This is a genomic window from Streptomyces sp. HUAS ZL42 (genome assembly GCF_040782645.1).
Taxonomy (GTDB): domain Bacteria; phylum Actinomycetota; class Actinomycetes; order Streptomycetales; family Streptomycetaceae; genus Streptomyces.
The window spans coordinates 2341777-2357693 of sequence record NZ_CP160403.1; the positions used below are offsets into that span (position 1 = coordinate 2341777).

Here is a 15917-nt window from a genome sequence, read left to right on the forward strand (position 1 = left end):
GCCGATTCGGGGACCCCGGGCGCAGGGCCCCCAGTCTCCGCACGCCGGACCCGAACATCACCGGCGAACTCTCACACCGCCTTCACGGGATGCCGGACCGGACGGCGAGGGGCTCAGAGCTCGTTGGGCGCCCCCAGGCCGGTCAGCGCGCCGACCGGATCGAGGTCGGGGGTGCCGCGGGGCCACCAGTCGTCGTCGCCCGGCTCCGATTCGTACGCATACCACAAACCGTCGCGGCCGAGGCGGAGTTGGACGTGGCCCTGGGGGTGGGTGAGGCGGTTGCGCCAGGGTCGGAAGGCGGGGAGGTCCGCGCCGAGCAGGAGCGGGCGGGCGCGGTCGAAGCGGCCGGCCGGCGGATCCCAGGGCTCTTCGAGGACGGCGAGACCGTCGAGGCCGCCCTGCCGCCAGGCGGCGACCGCGCGCGCCAGCTCGGCCGGGGAGCGGTCGGCGGCCGAGGCGAGCGCGGAGTACAGGGCGCGGGTGGCGGCGGTGAGCCCCGATCCCGGGCGGGCCGCGGCGAGCCGCACCGCGTCCTGCCACAGGGTGAGTTCGCCGACCTCGTCACGGCCCGTGGAGAGCAGGGCGTGGGCGCGGGCCGCGGCGTCGGTCGCCAGCTGGTCGAGCGCGAAGGGGTCCGGGCCGCCCGGGGCCGCCGGGTAGACCGGGGGCTGCTCGGGGTGCGGGGGCACGGGCAAGGGCGTGGGAAGGGGCGGGAGTTGGCGTGGCGCGAGGGCTTCGGCGGCCCGGACGCCGGGGAGGGGCGCGGGCTGCTGCTCCTGTGCGGCGCGGGCCGCGCGGGTTGCATTGCGGCGGGAGAGGGCGTCGAGCACTTCGCGTTCGCCGCGGCCGCGGAGCAGGAGCAGGACGAAGGGGTCGGCGTCCAGCAGGCGTGCGGTCTGGTAGCAGAGCGCGGCCGCGTGTTTGCAGGGGTGGCCGCGGTCGGGGCAAGTGCAGTGCGGTTCGAGGTCGCCCGGGCCCGGCAGCAGCGGCACACCGCAGTCGGCGAGGGAGTGGGGCAGCTCCTTGTCCAGCAGCGCGGCGATGTGCCCCGGCCGTTCGACGGCGGCATCCAGGAACCGATCCCAGTCGGCGTCTCCCAGCGTCCGCAGCCGCACCTGTACCCGGTACGGGCGGGGGCGGCTGCCCCGCACATAGGCGAGCACCAGCCCGGGCGTGACCGTGATCGCGTCCACATGCCCCATGTCGGCGTAACCACGCCCCCGTGCCAGCCGCTTGACGTCCAGGGCGCCCTCTTCCAGGGCGGAGACCCAGGCGTTGCCCCACCAGGTCTCGGCGAAGCGGGACCCGTCGTCCGGCGTCCGGGGCGGGAAGGCGGCGAAGGTGCGGCGGTGGTCGCCGTCCCGGGCGGGGGCGGCCATGGAGCGGGGGAGGTGGGGGGTCGGCGGAGGTGTGGGGGTTGCGGGGGCGGTGGGCCTCGGGGGCGTCCGGGGTGCCGGGTGGGGAGCAGAGCTCGCTTGCCGTCCCGCGGTGTTGTCGGCCGGTGGCTCCTCCGGCATGTCCGTCTCCGGCGGCATCCGGAAGGCACCTGCCAGCAACTCCCGTACGTCACGGTCCCGGACGCCGCGCGCGCGGTCACCCGAGTCGGTCCGGCGCCGAGGACGCGCGGACCGTCGGCGTCCGGCGTCGTCTCCGGTGTCTCCGGCATCCGTCCCGGCCTGCCGGGCCTCCGCGCGAGCCGCTCTCAGGGCCTCACGGGCCAGGTCCGCCGGGCGCGCACCCGACGGCTGTGCGTCACCCTCACCGGACCCGGGCGGGGCGTCGGGCGTGGGGCCGTCGGCGTCGGGCGTGGGGCCGTCGGCCGCCCCACCGGGGTGTTCCGTCGTGGTATCCGGGGCTACTTGCGATGCGTGGGTGCCCAGGCCCCGCCGGGCGACGACCGCACGCCGCAGGGCCGCGCGAGCCGCGTCTCCGGGCCGGGCCACGGGGCCGGCGCTCGCGGTCTCCTCCGCATCGGCCGTGTGGCCCGCAGGTCCCTCCGGGCCGGCCGCCCGCCCCTCGGACTCCTCCGAGACCGAGCCCTGGCCGCCGGGGCTCTCGGACGCCCCCGCCCCGGGCGACTCCTGCCCCTCCGAGGTACTCGCGGCGGCCGCCCGCGCGGCCCGCAATGCCCGGCGTGCCGCGTCGGCGGGCCCGGGCTCCTCCGGCCGGCTTGCCTGCGGTTTGGAAGCCCCCATCACGCCTCCCTCCGCAGTGACACCAGGTCGGCCAGCTCACGGTCCGTCAGTTCCGTGAGGGCCGACTCGCCGGAGCCGAGGATCGCGTCGGCGAGGGCGCGCTTGGACTCCAGCATCTCGGCGATGCGGTCCTCGACCGTGCCCTCCGTGATGAGGCGGTGGACCTGGACCGGCTGGGTCTGCCCGATGCGGTAGGCGCGGTCGGTGGCCTGCTCCTCGACGGCCGGGTTCCACCAGCGGTCGAAGTGGACGACGTGACCCGCGCGGGTCAGGTTCAGGCCCGTGCCGGCCGCCTTCAGGGAGAGCACCAGGACCGGGGAGGCTCCGCTCTGGAAGCGGTCCACCATGCGCTCGCGCTCCGGCACCGGAGTACCGCCGTGGAGGAGGTCCACCGGGACCGCGCGGGTCGCCAGGTGGGACGTGATCAGACGGGCCATCCCGACGTACTGCGTGAAGACGAGCGCCGAGCCGTCCTCGGCCAGCAGGGTGTCCAACAGCTCGTCGAGGAGGGCGAGTTTGCCGGAGCGGGCGGCGAGCCGGTCGCCGAGGGCGGCGTCCTCCTTGAGGTACAGCGCCGGGTGGTCGCAGATCTGCTTCAGTGCGCCGAGCAGTTTCAGGACCAGGCCGCGGCGCGCGATGCCCTCCGCCGTCTCGATCGCCAGCATCGACTCGCGCACCACCGCCTCGTAGAGCGAGGCCTGTTCGCGGGTGAGCGGGACCGGATGGTCCGTCTCCGTCTTGGGCGGCAGTTCGGGGACGATGCCGGGGTCGGACTTCTTGCGGCGCAGGAGGAACGGCCGGACCAGGCGGGCGAGCCGGGCCACCGCCTCCTCGTCCTCGCCGGTCTCCACGGCGCGCGCGTGCCGGGCGCGGAACGACTTGAGGGGGCCGAGGAGACCGGGCGTCGTCCAGTCCAGCAGCGCCCAGAGTTCCGACAGGTTGTTCTCGACGGGCGTGCCGGTCAGGGCCACGCGCGCGGGGGCGGGGATCGTGCGCAGGGCCTTCGCGGTCGCCGAGTACGGGTTCTTGACGTGCTGTGCCTCGTCCGCGACGACCATGCCCCACCGCTCCTGGGCCAGCGTGGGTGCGGCCGAGCGCATCGTGCCGTACGTGGTGAGGACGAATCCGCCGGAGAGGTCGTCCAGGCTGCGCTCCGGGCCGTGGAAACGGCGGACGGGAACGCCGGGCGCGAACCGGGTGATCTCCCGCTGCCAGTTGCCGAGCAGCGAGGCCGGGCAGATCACCAGGGTCGGCTCGCGGCGGGCCCGCTGGAGGTGCAGCGCGATGACCGTGATCGTCTTGCCGAGTCCCATGTCGTCGGCGAGGCAGCCGCCGAGGCCCAGGTCGGTCATGAGGTCCAGCCAGGCCAGGCCCCGGAGTTGGTAGTCCCGCAGACGGGCGTTCAGGCCCGCGGGCGGCTCGGCGGGGCGGACCCCGGCCGTGAGGCGGTCGCGCAGTGCCGCCAGCGCGCCGACCGGGACCGCCTCGACCGTCTCGCCGTCGACCTCCGCGGTGCCGGTGAGCGCGACGGACAGCGCGTCCACCGGGTCGAGGAGGCCGAGTTCGCGTTTGCGGGCCTTGCGCACCAGGGCCGGGTCGACGAGCACCCACTGGTCGCGCAACCGGACGACCGGCCGGTGGGCCTCGGCGAGCGCGTCCATCTCCGCCTCGGTGAGCGGGTCGCCGCCGAGCGCCAGCTGCCAGCGGAACTGCAGCAGGTCCTCGCTCTCGAAGAATCCGGTGCCGTCGGTCGCCGAGCCCGGCGCGGGCCGTACCACCGCGGCCGCGGTCAGGTCCTGCGCCAGGTCCCGCGGCCAGTGCACGGCGACGCCGGCCGCCGCGAGCCGGCCGGCCGCGACGCCGAGCAGTTCGCCCAGCTCCTCCTCGGACAGGGCCAGGACGTCGGGCGCGTCCTGTTCGGCGAGCCGCTCGAGCGGCGGCCAGATCCGGGCCGCGCGGCGGACGGCGAGGGCCGCGTCGACACGCGCGCGTGGACCGAAGGCGTCGTCGGCCTCGCCCGCCCACAGGGCCGCCGCGTCGGCCACGAGGGTGGGGTCGGCGAGGCTGTGCACCTGGACGATCGCCGCGCCGACGCCGCGCGCCCGATCGCCGCTGTCGAACAGCTCGTACGCCGACAGGTCCAGGCGGAGCGAGATCCGCACACCCGTGTCCATGCCGGCCGCGACCTCCGCGGCCCAGTCGTGCGCGTCGGGCAGCCGCTGGGCACGGCGGTCGGCGAAGGGCTTCCCGGCGGCGTACGGCGCGGCGGGGGTGCGGGGCAGGGTGTCCGCGACCGCGTCCAGGAAGGAGCGCATCAGCGCCTCCGGCTGCGGCAGCCGGAGTGGGCCGGGGCCCGGGAGGGGGACCGCATGGCCCTCGTACGGCAGGGCCGCGGCGACCGCCCGCAGGTGCGCCACGTCCTCCGGGTCCAGCGGGCCGGCCCGCCAGGCGTCGTGGCCGGTGGAGGTGAGGCCGGGGAGCAGACGGCCGCGGGCGGCGAGCCGCAGGGCGTGCAGGGCGGCGGCGCCCCAGCAGGCGGTGGCGGGGTGGGCGGCCGGGTCACGCCGGGCACGCACGAGCAGCGGGAGCGCCTCGCCGAGCGGCAGCGACAGCGCGGGGGCCGTCCTGCGCCGCACTCCGGCGCCGTGCCGTCGTACGACGGTGAGTTGGGTGTCCCCCGCCGGCAGCGGTCCGTCCTCCGGGTCCCAGAAGGCGATCCGTCCGTCGCGCGGAAGGGGGGCGGGCAGGAAGACGGCCGCGAGCCGCACGGGGACGGGCACGGATTCTCCCGTGTGCCCGGCCACCGCAGCCGTGTCGCTCATACGCTCTGTTCACCTCCCGCCCGTGCGTCGGATCAGACGTCTTCGACTCTACGGGCGGGGTCTGACAGCCGGCCGTCAGGGAACCGTGCGCGAGACGACGTACACCATGGGGTACGTGGGGTTGCCCGTGTTGACGACCACGTCCAGGGTCGGTTTCGGGTTCTTCTGCTCGTGGACGAGGCCGAAGTAGTCGCCGGTTCGTGCGCCCTCGCCCCAGAACTTCCAGCCGGTGACGCCGCGGTCGCGGGCGCTGATGGTGATGTCGTCCTTCTTCAGGTCGGCCCGGCTGACGCCCACCCCCGCGAGGAACTCGTCCAGGCCCTCGTTCGTGGTCTGGAACTGCACGTAGAGGCGGCTGGTCTTCCAGTTGTTCGTCTCGTAGTACGCGACCTTGTTCGAAGGGTGCGGGATCGGCACCTGGTACAGGCGGCGCTGGACCCTGGACGGCCAGCCCTTGGTCAGGCCGGTCGCGGAGTACTTCGCCTCCTTGTCCTTGCCGCTGTCGCGGCTCTGGTTGGCGGAGATCACCAGGTAGCCGGCCGGGACACCGATGAGCAGCACGATGATCAGCAGGGTGAGCGCCCTGCGGCGGATCATGTGACGGCGGTCCTCGGCCGGCCGGGGCGGCTCGTCCGGGGGTGAGGCCTGGCGGGGCAGCGACGCGGTCATGCCGTGTCCTGGGTGCGGCGGGCCTCCGTGTACCGCGCGTAGCGCTCGTGCCGCTCCACGCGGCGCCGGTTGGCGCGGCGGAAGCGGCGGGCGACCAGTCGGGCGAGGTCGGCGGCGCCCACCATGCCGGCCTCGGGGCCGAGCTGGGCGCGGACGATGCGCGCCTCGGGGCGGTAGCCACGGCCCGTGAGGTGCCGCTTGAAGGCGTCGCGCGCGGGGCCGATCAGCAGGTCGTCGGCCGCGGACACGCCCCCGCCGATCACGAAGCAGGACGGGTCGAGGGCGGCGGCCAGGTTGGCGATGCCGACGCCGAGCCACTGGCCGATGTCCTGGAGCAGCTCGATGCACATCGCGTCGCCCTCACGGGCGAGCTCCGTGATCATCGGCCCTGTGATGTCGCCGATCTGGCCCTTGACGTGCTCGATGATCCCGTACGCCACCGGGGAGTCCGCCGCCGCCAGCTCCTTGGCCTCGCGGACCAGCGCGTTGCCCGAGCTGTACTGCTCCCAGCAGCCGCGGTTGCCGCACGGGCAGCGGTGGCCGCCGGGCACGACCTGCATGTGCCCGAACTCGCCGGCGACGCCGTACTTGCCGCGCTTGACCTGGCCGTCCTCCAGGATCGCGCCGCCGATGCCGGTGCCCAGCGTGATCATGACGAGGTGGTCCTCGCCGCGGCCGGCACCGAAGCGCCACTCGGCCCAGGCGGCGGAGTTGGCGTCGTTGTCGACCAGGACGGGGACGGCGAGACGACCGGCGAGACGGTCACGCAGCGGCTCGTTGCGCCAGGACAGATGGGGCGCGAACAGGACGCGGTTGCGGTCGGCGTCGACCCAGCCGGCCGCACCGATGCCGACGGCGTGCACGTCGTGCCGGTCGGACAGGTCCAGGACCAGTTCGACGATGGTGTCCTCGACGACCTTCGGGCTCTTGGACTTGTCCGGCGTCTCCGTGCGGACCTTCTCCAGTATGTTGCCGTCGGCGTCGACGACGCCCGCCATCACCTTCGTACCGCCGATGTCGATACCGACCGTCGGCACGCGGGGTGCGGTCAGGTGCGAGCGGCGCTCTCGTGTGCCCACGGTTTTCAGTGCGGGGGCACGGCGGGAGCCGATGGGGGCGGTGAAGTTGCCGTAGGTGCTCATCGGCCTCGATTCTGCCTCACCGTCGCGGCGGGTGCTGTGCGGGGGAGCGAAGGGGCGATGCTTCACAGGCGCCGCATTGTCCGAACATTGCGACGAAGCGTGCACTCCACGTGGCCGTGCTCAGGGACGAACCAGGAGCTGGAACTCGAACGAGTAACGGGTCGGGCGGTAGATGTGGTCGCCGAACTCGACCGCTCGGCCCGTGTCGTCGAAGGTCGTGCGCTGCATGGTGAGCAGGGGAGCACCCTCCTCCTCCGCGAGGCGCTCGGCCTCGTCGGCGGTGGCGGCGCGTGCGCCGATGGACTGGCGGGCGCTGTGCAGGGTGATTCCGGCGGACCTCATCAGGCGGTAGAGGCCGGTGGCCTCGAGCTGTGCCGTGTCCAGGTCGAGGAGGTCCGGCGGCAGGTAGTTGCAGAGGTACGCCATCGGTTCGGCGTGTGCGAGACGCAGCCGCTCCACCCGGTGTACGTCGCTGCCCTCGGCCACGCCGAGCGCGGCCGCCACTTCGGCGGTCGCCGGGACGACCGTGTTGACGAGCACCTTGGTCGCGGGCCGCTGACCGGCCGCCTCCAGGTCGTCGTACAGACTGCTCAGCTCCAGCGGGCGCTTGACCTGACTGTGCACGACCTGCGTGCCGACGCCGCGGCGGCGTACGAGGAGACCCTTGTCGACGAGGGACTGGATGGCCTGGCGGACCGTGGGACGGGACAGGCCGAGCCGGGCGGCGAGCTCGATCTCGTTGCCGAGCAGGCTGCCCGGAGTGAGCGTTCCGTGCTCGATCGCGGCCTCGAGCTGCTGGGACAGCTGGAAGTACAAGGGCACCGGAGAACTCCGGTCCACACTGAGCTCGAGTCGCACGGTCGGGTCCACTTCTGGTTTCGGCACGGGCCGAGCGTAGCTCCGTGCGCTGTTGACGGGAAGTTGTGTAGTTCGATTGTCCGGACATACGAATTGACAGCGTGGGCGCTCCGACCACACTTTGTTCTCATGCGCATCGGCGTCATCGGCACGGGACGAATCGGCACCATTCACGCGAACACCCTCAGCCGTCATCGTGAGGTCGGGTCGCTGATCCTCACGGATGTGGACCCGGCGCGGGCCCAGGGGCTCGCGCACCGTCTCGGGGAGACGGCGGCACCCGGAGTGGACGAGATCTTCAAGTGGGGCGTGGACGCCGTGGTGATCACGACGGCGACGCAGGCCCACGCCGAACTGATCGGTCGGGCAGCACGCTCGGGGCTGCCGGTGTTCTGCGAGAAGCCCATCGCCCTGGACCTGCCCGGCACACTGCACGCGATCGCCGAGGTCGAAACTGCCGGGACGATTCTGCAGATGGGGTTCCAGCGCCGCTTCGACGCGGGCTACACGGGCGCGCGCGACGCGGTGCGCTCCGGACGGCTCGGGCGCCTGCACACCGTACGGGCGCTGACGTCCGACCAGGCGCCGCCGCCCGCCGCCTGGCTGCCGTTGTCCGGCGGGCTGTACCGGGACACCCTGATCCACGACTTCGACGTGCTGCGCTGGGTGACGGGGCACGAGGTCGCGGACGTGTACGCCGCCGGGTCCGACGCCGGGCCCGCGATGTTCCGCGAGGCCGGCGACGTCGACACGGCGGCCGTGGTCCTCACGCTCGACGACGGCACGCTCGCCACGGCCACCGCGACACGGCTGAACGGCGCGGGCTACGACGTGCGCATGGAGCTCGCCGGGGAGCTCGACCAGATCGTCGTCGGTCTGGACGACCGTACGCCGATCGCCTCCACGGAGCCGACCGGGCCGCCGGCCGCGGACAAGCCCTGGACCGGGTTCCTGGAGCGGTTCGCTCCCGCGTACGAAGCGGAGCTGGCCGCGTTCGTGGAGGTCGTGCGGGGTGAGCGGGCCAACCCCTGCGACGGGCGTGAGGCGTTGCAGGCGTTGCGGATCGCCGAGGCGTGCGAGGTGTCACGGCGGGAGCGGAGGGTCGTGCGGCTCGGGGAGATTCCGGGTGGGGCCGGGGCTGGGGGTATGTGAAGGGGCTCCGCCCCTTCGACCCCACCAGGGGGCTCCGCCCCCTGGACCCCCGGCCTACGCCCACCCACCACCGGACTCGCCCGGACAAGAAGCCGACCTCCAAAGCCCTACCAGCGCACCGGCAAGCTCCGCACCCCCCTCATCAGCATCCCCGGCAGCCACTCGCCGGGCTCTCCGTCGAGGGTGAGCTCCGGGGCCCGTTCGAGCAGGGACCGTATCGCCGTGCGGGCCTCCAGGCGGGCCAGCGGGGCGCCCAGGCAGTAGTGGATGCCGTGGCCGAAGGCGACGTGACCGCGGGCGTCGCGGCGGATGTCGAAGCGGTCGGGGGCCGGGAAACGGTCGCCGTCGCGGTCCGCGGCGGTCAGGCCGATCATCACCGCGTCGCCCTGCCGGACGGAGGTGCCGGCGATCCGCAGGGGCTCGGCGGCGAACCGGAACGTCGCGTTCTCCACCGGTCCTTCGTAGCGCAGCGTCTCCTCGACCGCGCCGTCGAGGAGACTCATGTCGGCGCGCAGCGCGGCGAGTTGGTCCGGGTGTGCGAGCAGGGCGTGGACGGCGTTGGTGATGAGGTTGACCGTGGTCTCGTGTCCCGCGATGAGCAGGATGAAGGCCATGCCCCGCAGCTCCTGCGGGGACAGCCGGTCGCCGTCCTCGGCGGTGGTGCGGATCAGGTCGCTGAGCAGGTCGTCGCTCGGTCCGGCGCACCGCTTGTCCTCGATCAGCCCGGTGAGGTACTCGGCGAGGCGGACGAAGGCGTCGTACTCGCTCTCGGCGCTGCTGGGTGCGACGGCCTCCGTCGAGATCTTCCGGAACTCCGTGCGGTCCATCTCGGGGACGCCGAGGAGCTCGCAGATCACGGTGATCGGCAGCGGGTAGGCGAAGGACTCCACGAGGTCGGCCCGGCCGTGCGGCAGCATCGTGTCGAGCAGGTCGTCGGTGATCTCCTGGACCCTGGGCCGCAGTTGCTCCACCCGGCGCATGGTGAAGGCACGCGTGACGAGGCCGCGCAGCCGGGTGTGCTGGGGCGGGTCGGCGATCAGCAGGTACTTGCCGATCAGCTCCTCGTCGAGGAACGTGATCCCGATCTTGGTGCCGTCCTTGGCGAGGCGGGGGTCGGCGAGCGCCGCCCTCGCCTCCTCGTACCCGACGACGAGCCAGGTCTCGTGGTGCGCCTCGTGCTGCGGCAGCCGCACCCGGTGCACCGGGCCCCGCTCCCGCAGCCGCGCGTACACCGTGTGCGGGTCCCGCCGGAACCCGTCCCCGAACTCCCCCAGGTCGATCACTTCCGCCATCGAACTCTCCCTCCCGTCACAGCGACAACGTGCGGCACGACCGCCCAGTGCCTGCCCGGGGCTCCCCCACTCACCCGCGCCGATCAGATGCCGCTGATTCCCTGCGACTTGCTCCGGGCAGGCACTAGTGCCCGCCCTCGGCCTCGTTCCCGACGAGCCCCGCGTCGTACGCCAGAAGGGCGATCTGCACCCGGTTGTTGAGGCCGAGCTTGGCCAGGATCCGGGAGACGTGGGTCTTGACGGTGGCGACGCTCATGAAGAGGCCGGTGGCGATCTCGGCGTTGGGCAGGCCCCGGCCGACGGCCACGGCGACCTCGCGTTCGCGCTCGTTGAGGGCGGCGATGCGTTCACGCGCGCGCTCGCCCCGGGTGCCGGCGGCGGTGCCGGCCGCGTGCTCCATCAACTGGCGGGTGACGGTGGGCGACAGGACCGGGTCACCGGCCGCGACCCTGCGCACGGCGTCCACGATGTCGGCGGGCGGGGTGTCCTTGAGCACGAAGCCGGCGGCACCGGCGCGCAGCGCCCGCAGCACCTGCTCGTCGGCGTGGAAGGTGGTGAGGACCACGACCTGCGGGGCGTCCTTGCGGCCGCGCAGCCGCTCCGTGGCCGTCAGTCCGTCCATCGACGGCATCCGGATGTCCATCAGGACCACGTCCGGGCGGGTGCGGTCGACGAGCGCCTCGACCTCGTCGCCGTCGGCGGCCTCTCCGACGATCTCGATGTCGTCGGCGCCGCCCATCATGAAGGACAGCCCGGCCCGTACGAGCGGATCGTCGTCGACGAGGAGGACTCTGATCGCGGTCATGAGCCCCACGTAATCATGGTTGCGCCGATCCACCGGGTGAGTTGAGCGAACATCGGGCATGGCCGACTCCACGCACCGTCCGCGCGGCTGACCGGCTCACCCCCAGGGCAGCCACGCCCGAAGCCCGAACCCCCCGTCCGCCTCCGGCCCGTGCTCGAGCCGGCCGCCGGCCAGGGTGGCCCGCTCCGTCAGCCCGATCAGGCCCTGGCCGGAACCGGGAACGGGAGGAACCTCGCCCTCGGGGGGCGGGTTGCGCACCGACACGGTGAGGCCGTCGCCCGGTGCGCCCGCGACGGACACCGTGACCTCCGTGCCGGGGGCGTGCTTGCGGGCGTTGGTGAGGCCCTCCTGTGCGATCCGGTAGGCCGTGCGGCCGACGGAGGCGGGGACGGCGGCGGGGTCGGTGACGCGGTTGTCGAGGATGACCTTCGTCCCGGCCTCCCGGGACTCGGCGGCCAGCGCGTCCAGCGCGGCGAGCGTCGGCTGGGGACGGCCCGTCTCGTCGGGCTCGCCCGCGCGCAGTACGCCGATGATCTCCCGCAGGTCCTGCAGCGCCTCGTGGGCACTCTCCCGGATGACACCGGCGGCGCGCGCGATCTCCTCGCGGGGCGCGTCCGGCCGGAACTCCAGCGCACCCGCGTGCACGCTGAGCAGTGTCAGCCGGTGGGCGAGCACGTCGTGCATCTCCCGGGCGATCGCCTCGCGGGCGAGCCGCTGCGCCTGCTCCGCCCGCAGTCGCGCCTCCGTCTCGGCGCGCCTCGCCCGGTCCCGCAGGCTCAGCATGAGCTGCCGTTTGGACCGTACGAACATGCCCCAGCCGATGACGGAGACGGTGAGCAGCACGGTGAACACGACTGCGGCCACGAACGGCAGGTCGGGTTCCGGGCGCAGCCAGAAGAACACCGGTATCAGGGCGAGGGAGACGCCGCCGATCCAGGCCACGTACCGGAAGGGCCGGTGGACGGCGAGGGTGAAGAGGGCGAGGAGGCCGGCACCGCCCGCGGTGTTCGAGAGGAAGCCGACGGGGACCATCGCCACGGCGAGCCCGACCGGCCAGCGGCGGCGCAGCCAGACCGCGGCGCAGGCGAGGACACCGAGGACCCGGTCGAGGGTGGCCAGGGCGTGCGGGAGTTCCGGCTGGCCGCTCAGGGAGTCCGCTCCCGCCAGAGCGCCGAGGACGGCCAGGACGAAGCACGAGAAGTCGACGATCCAGTCCCGCACGGTGCGCCGGGGCCGCCCGGACCGTCCCGCGTCGGCGTCGAGCTCGTGGAGCACCGCTGACGGGAACAGCCACCGTCGCCCCGAGAAGGCCGGCGGCGTCGGCGCCGGCATGTCACCGCTCACGGTCGGCAAATCTACGCAGGGACGGCCCGTGACACCCCCGCCCACCCGCAATCTCCGACCGAAGTCGCGGCATCGCAGACTTTCGGCGCGGCCCGTACGGAGGAATCAAGACTTTCGGCCGCCCGGATCGTCTGGGTCGTCCGGCTGCGACCGACCGAGACGGGATTTCCACGCAGGTTAACTTCCCGAAAACTCATCGGACTTGACGGGAAATTCTCCGAAGTTGTCATTGACATGCCACTGTCTACGCGCGTCATCATGAGGTCATGCGATTCCCCCCACGTGCAACACGCATCGGCGCCGCAGCCGCCCTCCTGTCCGCCCTCCTCGTGGGCGGCACCGTCTCCGCCACCACGGCGGACGCCGCCGCCACCTCGGTCGGCAGCATCTGCTACAGCGACCTGCCCTCCCAGGCGTACGACACACTCGACCTCATCGCGTCGAACGGGCCCTTCCCGTACTCCCAGGACGGCAGCGTCTTCCAGAACCGCGAACGCGTCCTGCCCACCCAACCTTCCGGCTACTACCACGAGTACACGGTGAAGACGCCGGGCTCCTCCACGCGCGGCGCACGCCGCATCGTCACCGGTGAGGAGTACCGGGAGGACTACTACACCTCCGACCACTACGCCACGTTCGATCTCGTCGACTTCGGCTGCTGAGGTCCGGCAGCAGGCCGGCATGACCGGCCGGCATCCGTTCGACGCCGAGCCCCTCGCCCCGCGCACCCCCCACATCGCGCGGGGCGAGGCACTTGAGCAGGCGATCGCCACCACCGCCATGTGCGCGCTCACTGTTGCGCGAGGTTCAGGTTGAAGTCCATTATCAGGAAACCTGTTATTTCAACCTTGCAGCAGTGGAGGGCGCAGCCATGCCGATCAGCCTCAGAATGCAAGCGAGGGGCGTCCAGCTGCTGCTCGGCGGAATGATCGCTCGTGTACACAAGGACCTGCGCTTCACCGACATCCCCAAGCGCACCGAGTCCCTTCGGGTGGAGACCGGCGCCGGACCGGTGACCTGCACCGTCTATCGCCCGCCGGCCACCACCGAGGCCCCCGCCCCCGTGTACGTCAACTTCCACGGCGGCGGCTTCGTCGTCGGCCGCCCCGAGCAGGACGACCACATCTGCCGCTACATAGCCGCCACAGCCGGCTGCGTCGTGATCAACGTGGACTACGCCGTGGCCCCGCAGCGGCCGTACCCGGTACCCGTCACCCAGGCGTACGACGTCACCGCGTGGGTCGCCGAGAACGGCCGGGCCAACGACTGGGACGGCTCACGACTCGCCGTGGGCGGACACAGCGCGGGGGCCAACCTCACCGCCGCGGTCTGTCGCACGGCCCGGGACCGCGGCACCTTCTCTCCCCGGCTCCAGATACTCGACTACGCGCCACTCGACCAGCTCGCCGATCCCGCCACCAAGCTCTCCCCCATCGCCAAGCCGCTCCTCGCCCCCCACCTCATGCGCGTCTTCACGGCCGCCTACGTACCTGACCCCGCCGACCGCGCCCACCCCCTCGTCTCCCCCGGACTGGCCGACGACCTCGCCGGGCTGGCGCCCGCCCTCGTCATCACCGCGGAGCACGACCGCCTGCGCGCCGAGGGCGACGCCTACGCCAAGGCCCTGGAGGCCGCGGGAGTCCCGGTCACCCACCGCGTCTTCGAGGGCGTCGACCACTACTTCACCCACACCGGACCGGTGCCGGACGCGAAGGAAGCGATCGAGCTGATGGCCACCACCCTGCGCACCGCACTCGGCGCCTGACGCCGGCGATCACTCCGTTTCGGGGAGTTCGTACGAGCCGTACTCCGGGCGGCCCGCCAGGTCGTACGACTGGATGGAGATGCCCGTGGAGGTGATGAGGCCGCCGGTGTGCTTGAAGGCAGTGGGCAGCGCGCCCTCCGCGAAGAGGCGGCGCCCCGCGCCGAGCACCACCGGGAAGGTGTGCAGGTGGATGGTGTCGATCAGGTCGAGCGCCAGCAGGGAGCGGGCGAGGGCGCCGCTGCCGTGCAGCTGGAGCTCGCCGTCGGTGCGCTCCTTCAGGCCGGTGACCTCCTTGTCCAGGTCGCCGCTGATCACGGTGGTGCCGGACCACTCCGGCCGGTCGAGGGTGGCCGAGGCCACGTACTTCGGCAGGGAATTGAGCCGGGAGGCGACCGGGTTGGCGGGATCGGTCACCTTCGGCCAGTACGCCGCGAAGATGTCGTACGTGCGGCGGCCGAGGAGGAACGCGCCCGCGCGGTCGAAGAGCTCCGAGATGAACCGGCCGAAGTCCTCGTCGCTGTACGGAAAGCTCCAGCCGCCCTGCTCGAAGCCGTCCCTGCGGTCCTCCTGGGGGCCGCCGGGTGCCTGGTAGACGCCGTCGAGGGTGACGAAGATGTTGTGGACGAGCTTGCCCATGGCGGGTGCCTTCCTCCCTGAGGTGGGGTCTGCGGTCATCAGTGCAGACCCCGGCGGCACCCGCAACTCATCGGTCGTCCGTACGGTCCATCAGCGCTCAGCCGCCCAGCTCCTGGTGCCGTGCGGCCAGGCGACTCGCGCCCTCCTCCGTCAGCGAGCCGTACAGCCGCAGACGCGAGATGCCGCCGTCGGGGAAGATGTCCACGCGCGCGTGCGTGCCGACCGCCGAAGTCGGCAGTACGAAGCGGTGGTTGGTGTCGGGCTGGAGGCGGGTGCGCGGGAGGATCTCCGTCCACGCGCCGTCCGCGCCGTCCTTGACGGACACCGACGCCCACCCGGCCGCGTTGCCCTTCAGGTACGCCGTGTCGATCTCGATCGCGCGGATCCGGGACTGCGCCACCAGCCGGTAGCGGATCCAGTCGTTGCCCTGGTCCCGGCGGCGGCGTGTCTCCCAGCCGTCGTCCATCTTGCGGGAGCGGCCGGGCTGGATGGTGTTCGTGGCCGGGGAGTAGAAGAGGTTGGAGGCGTCCTCCGCCTGGCCGCCGTTCTCCAGGGCGACCACGTCGAAGGTGCCGAGGGCCTCCAGCCATGCCGGGTCCGCAACCACCTCGCCGTACACCCGCAGGCGCGCGATTCCGCCGTCGGGGTGCTGGTTGACGCGCAGGTGGGTGAAGCGCTGTTCCAGCGAGACGGGGAAACCGTTCGCCGCATGGCCGCCGACCGCCGTGCGCGGCACCAGCGTCGTCCACTTCACGTCGTCCCCGAGGAGCTCGCCGGGCGACGGGGAGCCCGGCACGGAGGTCCCCTCGATCGACACCGCCTGCGGGTAGTTGCCGCGGAAGTGGGCCGTGTCGACGACGATGCCGCGGATCACGCCGGGCGCGCCCAGACGTACCAGCGCCCAGTCGTGGTCCTCGGCCGTGGGCCAGGGCTGGTCGGCCGAGGTCCCGCGGCGGCGGCGCGTCTCCCAGCCGTCCATGACCTTGCCCTTGTGCCCGAAGTGCTCGGGGTCGAACTCGGCTCGGCCGGGCACCAGCAGGTTCTCGCGCTGGGCGAAGAACTCGTCGTTGGCGGCGACGACCCCCGCGCCGAGCTGCCGGTCGGCGAGGTTGGCGTACCGGGTGAAGGGGAAGTCGGCGGTGCGGTAGTCCGCGTACGGGTCACCGCCTCCGTAGGGGTTCGCGTCGCCGGTGAAGGGAGCCGAAGGGGATTGCTGCTGCGCCGTCACGGTGATCAG

The 15917-nt window shown here is 72.9% G+C and carries 14 protein-coding genes; 4 read left to right on the forward strand and 10 right to left on the reverse strand.

Annotated features, from left to right (window positions below; all coding sequences use genetic code 11):
* Nucleotides 1-113: 113 nt before the first annotated feature.
* From ABZO29_RS10865 to ABZO29_RS10885, 5 genes are all read right to left on the reverse strand, one after another.
* A complete protein-coding gene (locus tag ABZO29_RS10865; RefSeq protein WP_367319947.1) occupies nucleotides 114-2195 on the reverse strand; it encodes an SWIM zinc finger family protein in 2082 nt (693 codons plus the stop codon).
* Nucleotides 2195-5017, reverse strand: a complete 2823-nt coding sequence (locus tag ABZO29_RS10870; protein WP_367319948.1) for an SNF2-related protein — start codon at nucleotides 5015-5017, stop codon at nucleotides 2195-2197. The genes ABZO29_RS10865 and ABZO29_RS10870 overlap by 1 nt, the downstream gene beginning before the upstream one ends.
* A 75-nt stretch (nucleotides 5018-5092) precedes the next feature.
* Entirely contained in the window at nucleotides 5093-5686 is a 594-nt protein-coding gene (locus ABZO29_RS10875) for a sugar kinase (protein WP_367319949.1), read from the reverse strand.
* On the reverse strand, nucleotides 5683-6828 hold the full coding sequence (locus tag ABZO29_RS10880; RefSeq protein WP_367319950.1) for an ROK family glucokinase: 1146 nt from the start codon (nucleotides 6826-6828) through the stop codon (nucleotides 5683-5685). The genes ABZO29_RS10875 and ABZO29_RS10880 overlap by 4 nt, the downstream gene beginning before the upstream one ends.
* Before the next feature lie 120 nt (nucleotides 6829-6948).
* Entirely contained in the window at nucleotides 6949-7686 is a 738-nt protein-coding gene (locus ABZO29_RS10885) for a GntR family transcriptional regulator (RefSeq protein ID WP_367326103.1), read from the reverse strand.
* 129 nt (nucleotides 7687-7815) lie between these two features.
* Here ABZO29_RS10885 and ABZO29_RS10890 point away from each other — a divergent pair, with 129 nt between their 5' ends.
* Nucleotides 7816-8838, forward strand: coding sequence for a Gfo/Idh/MocA family oxidoreductase (locus tag ABZO29_RS10890; RefSeq protein ID WP_367319951.1), 1023 nt, complete (start codon nucleotides 7816-7818; stop codon nucleotides 8836-8838).
* Nucleotides 8839-8945: 107 nt separating this feature from the next.
* Here ABZO29_RS10890 and ABZO29_RS10895 read toward each other — a convergent pair whose 3' ends face one another.
* From ABZO29_RS10895 to ABZO29_RS10905, 3 genes are all read right to left on the reverse strand, one after another.
* Nucleotides 8946-10130 carry a cytochrome P450 gene (locus ABZO29_RS10895; protein ID WP_367319952.1) on the reverse strand — a complete coding sequence of 395 codons (1185 nt, stop codon included), beginning with the start codon at nucleotides 10128-10130 and terminating at the stop codon, nucleotides 8946-8948.
* A 124-nt stretch (nucleotides 10131-10254) separates the two neighbouring features.
* A complete protein-coding gene (locus ABZO29_RS10900; protein WP_367319953.1) occupies nucleotides 10255-10935 on the reverse strand; it encodes a response regulator in 681 nt (226 codons plus the stop codon).
* A gap of 96 nt (nucleotides 10936-11031) precedes the next feature.
* Nucleotides 11032-12267, reverse strand: a complete 1236-nt coding sequence (locus ABZO29_RS10905) for a histidine kinase (protein WP_367326104.1) — start codon at nucleotides 12265-12267, stop codon at nucleotides 11032-11034.
* Between the two features lie 278 nt (nucleotides 12268-12545).
* On the opposite strand from ABZO29_RS10905, the gene ABZO29_RS10910 reads away from it, so the two are divergent.
* From ABZO29_RS10910 to ABZO29_RS10920, 3 genes are read left to right on the forward strand one after another with little or no spacing between them, the layout of a single operon-like run.
* Nucleotides 12546-12941, forward strand: a complete 396-nt coding sequence (locus ABZO29_RS10910) for a ribonuclease domain-containing protein (RefSeq protein WP_367319954.1) — start codon at nucleotides 12546-12548, stop codon at nucleotides 12939-12941.
* 19 nt (nucleotides 12942-12960) lie between these two features.
* On the forward strand, nucleotides 12961-13095 hold the full coding sequence (locus ABZO29_RS10915; RefSeq protein WP_367319955.1) for a hypothetical protein: 135 nt from the start codon (nucleotides 12961-12963) through the stop codon (nucleotides 13093-13095).
* 55 nt (nucleotides 13096-13150) lie between these two features.
* On the forward strand, nucleotides 13151-14044 hold the full coding sequence (locus tag ABZO29_RS10920; RefSeq protein WP_367319956.1) for an alpha/beta hydrolase: 894 nt from the start codon (nucleotides 13151-13153) through the stop codon (nucleotides 14042-14044).
* Between the two features lie 9 nt (nucleotides 14045-14053).
* Here ABZO29_RS10920 and ABZO29_RS10925 read toward each other — a convergent pair whose 3' ends face one another.
* Together ABZO29_RS10925 and alc are read right to left on the reverse strand one after the other, a co-directional pair.
* Nucleotides 14054-14680, reverse strand: coding sequence for a dihydrofolate reductase family protein (locus tag ABZO29_RS10925; RefSeq protein ID WP_367319957.1), 627 nt, complete (start codon nucleotides 14678-14680; stop codon nucleotides 14054-14056).
* A gap of 97 nt (nucleotides 14681-14777) precedes the next feature.
* The gene (gene alc / locus ABZO29_RS10930; RefSeq protein ID WP_367319958.1) at nucleotides 14778-15908 is read right to left on the reverse strand and encodes an allantoicase; all 1131 of its coding nucleotides are present in this window, start codon (nucleotides 15906-15908) and stop codon (nucleotides 14778-14780) included.
* Nucleotides 15909-15917 lie beyond the last annotated feature (9 nt).

Bases quoted from the DNA above. Each gene is read 5' to 3' on its own strand.
- ABZO29_RS10925 (WP_367319957.1), bottom strand. From the start codon at position 14,680: ATGGGCAAGCTCGTCCACAACATCTTCGTCACCCTCGACGGCGTCTAC.
- ABZO29_RS10875 (WP_367319949.1), bottom strand. From the start codon at position 5,686: ATGACCGCGTCGCTGCCCCGCCAGGCCTCACCCCCGGACGAGCCGCCC.
- ABZO29_RS10915 (WP_367319955.1), top strand. From the start codon at position 12,961: ATGACCGGCCGGCATCCGTTCGACGCCGAGCCCCTCGCCCCGCGCACC.
- ABZO29_RS10900 (WP_367319953.1), bottom strand. From the start codon at position 10,935: ATGACCGCGATCAGAGTCCTCCTCGTCGACGACGATCCGCTCGTACGG.
- ABZO29_RS10865 (WP_367319947.1), bottom strand. From the start codon at position 2,195: ATGGGGGCTTCCAAACCGCAGGCAAGCCGGCCGGAGGAGCCCGGGCCC.
- ABZO29_RS10890 (WP_367319951.1), top strand. From the start codon at position 7,816: ATGCGCATCGGCGTCATCGGCACGGGACGAATCGGCACCATTCACGCG.
- ABZO29_RS10920 (WP_367319956.1), top strand. From the start codon at position 13,151: ATGCCGATCAGCCTCAGAATGCAAGCGAGGGGCGTCCAGCTGCTGCTC.
- ABZO29_RS10880 (WP_367319950.1), bottom strand. From the start codon at position 6,828: ATGAGCACCTACGGCAACTTCACCGCCCCCATCGGCTCCCGCCGTGCC.
- ABZO29_RS10895 (WP_367319952.1), bottom strand. From the start codon at position 10,130: ATGGCGGAAGTGATCGACCTGGGGGAGTTCGGGGACGGGTTCCGGCGG.
- ABZO29_RS10910 (WP_367319954.1), top strand. From the start codon at position 12,546: ATGCGATTCCCCCCACGTGCAACACGCATCGGCGCCGCAGCCGCCCTC.
- ABZO29_RS10870 (WP_367319948.1), bottom strand. From the start codon at position 5,017: ATGAGCGACACGGCTGCGGTGGCCGGGCACACGGGAGAATCCGTGCCC.
- ABZO29_RS10905 (WP_367326104.1), bottom strand. From the start codon at position 12,267: ATGCCGGCGCCGACGCCGCCGGCCTTCTCGGGGCGACGGTGGCTGTTC.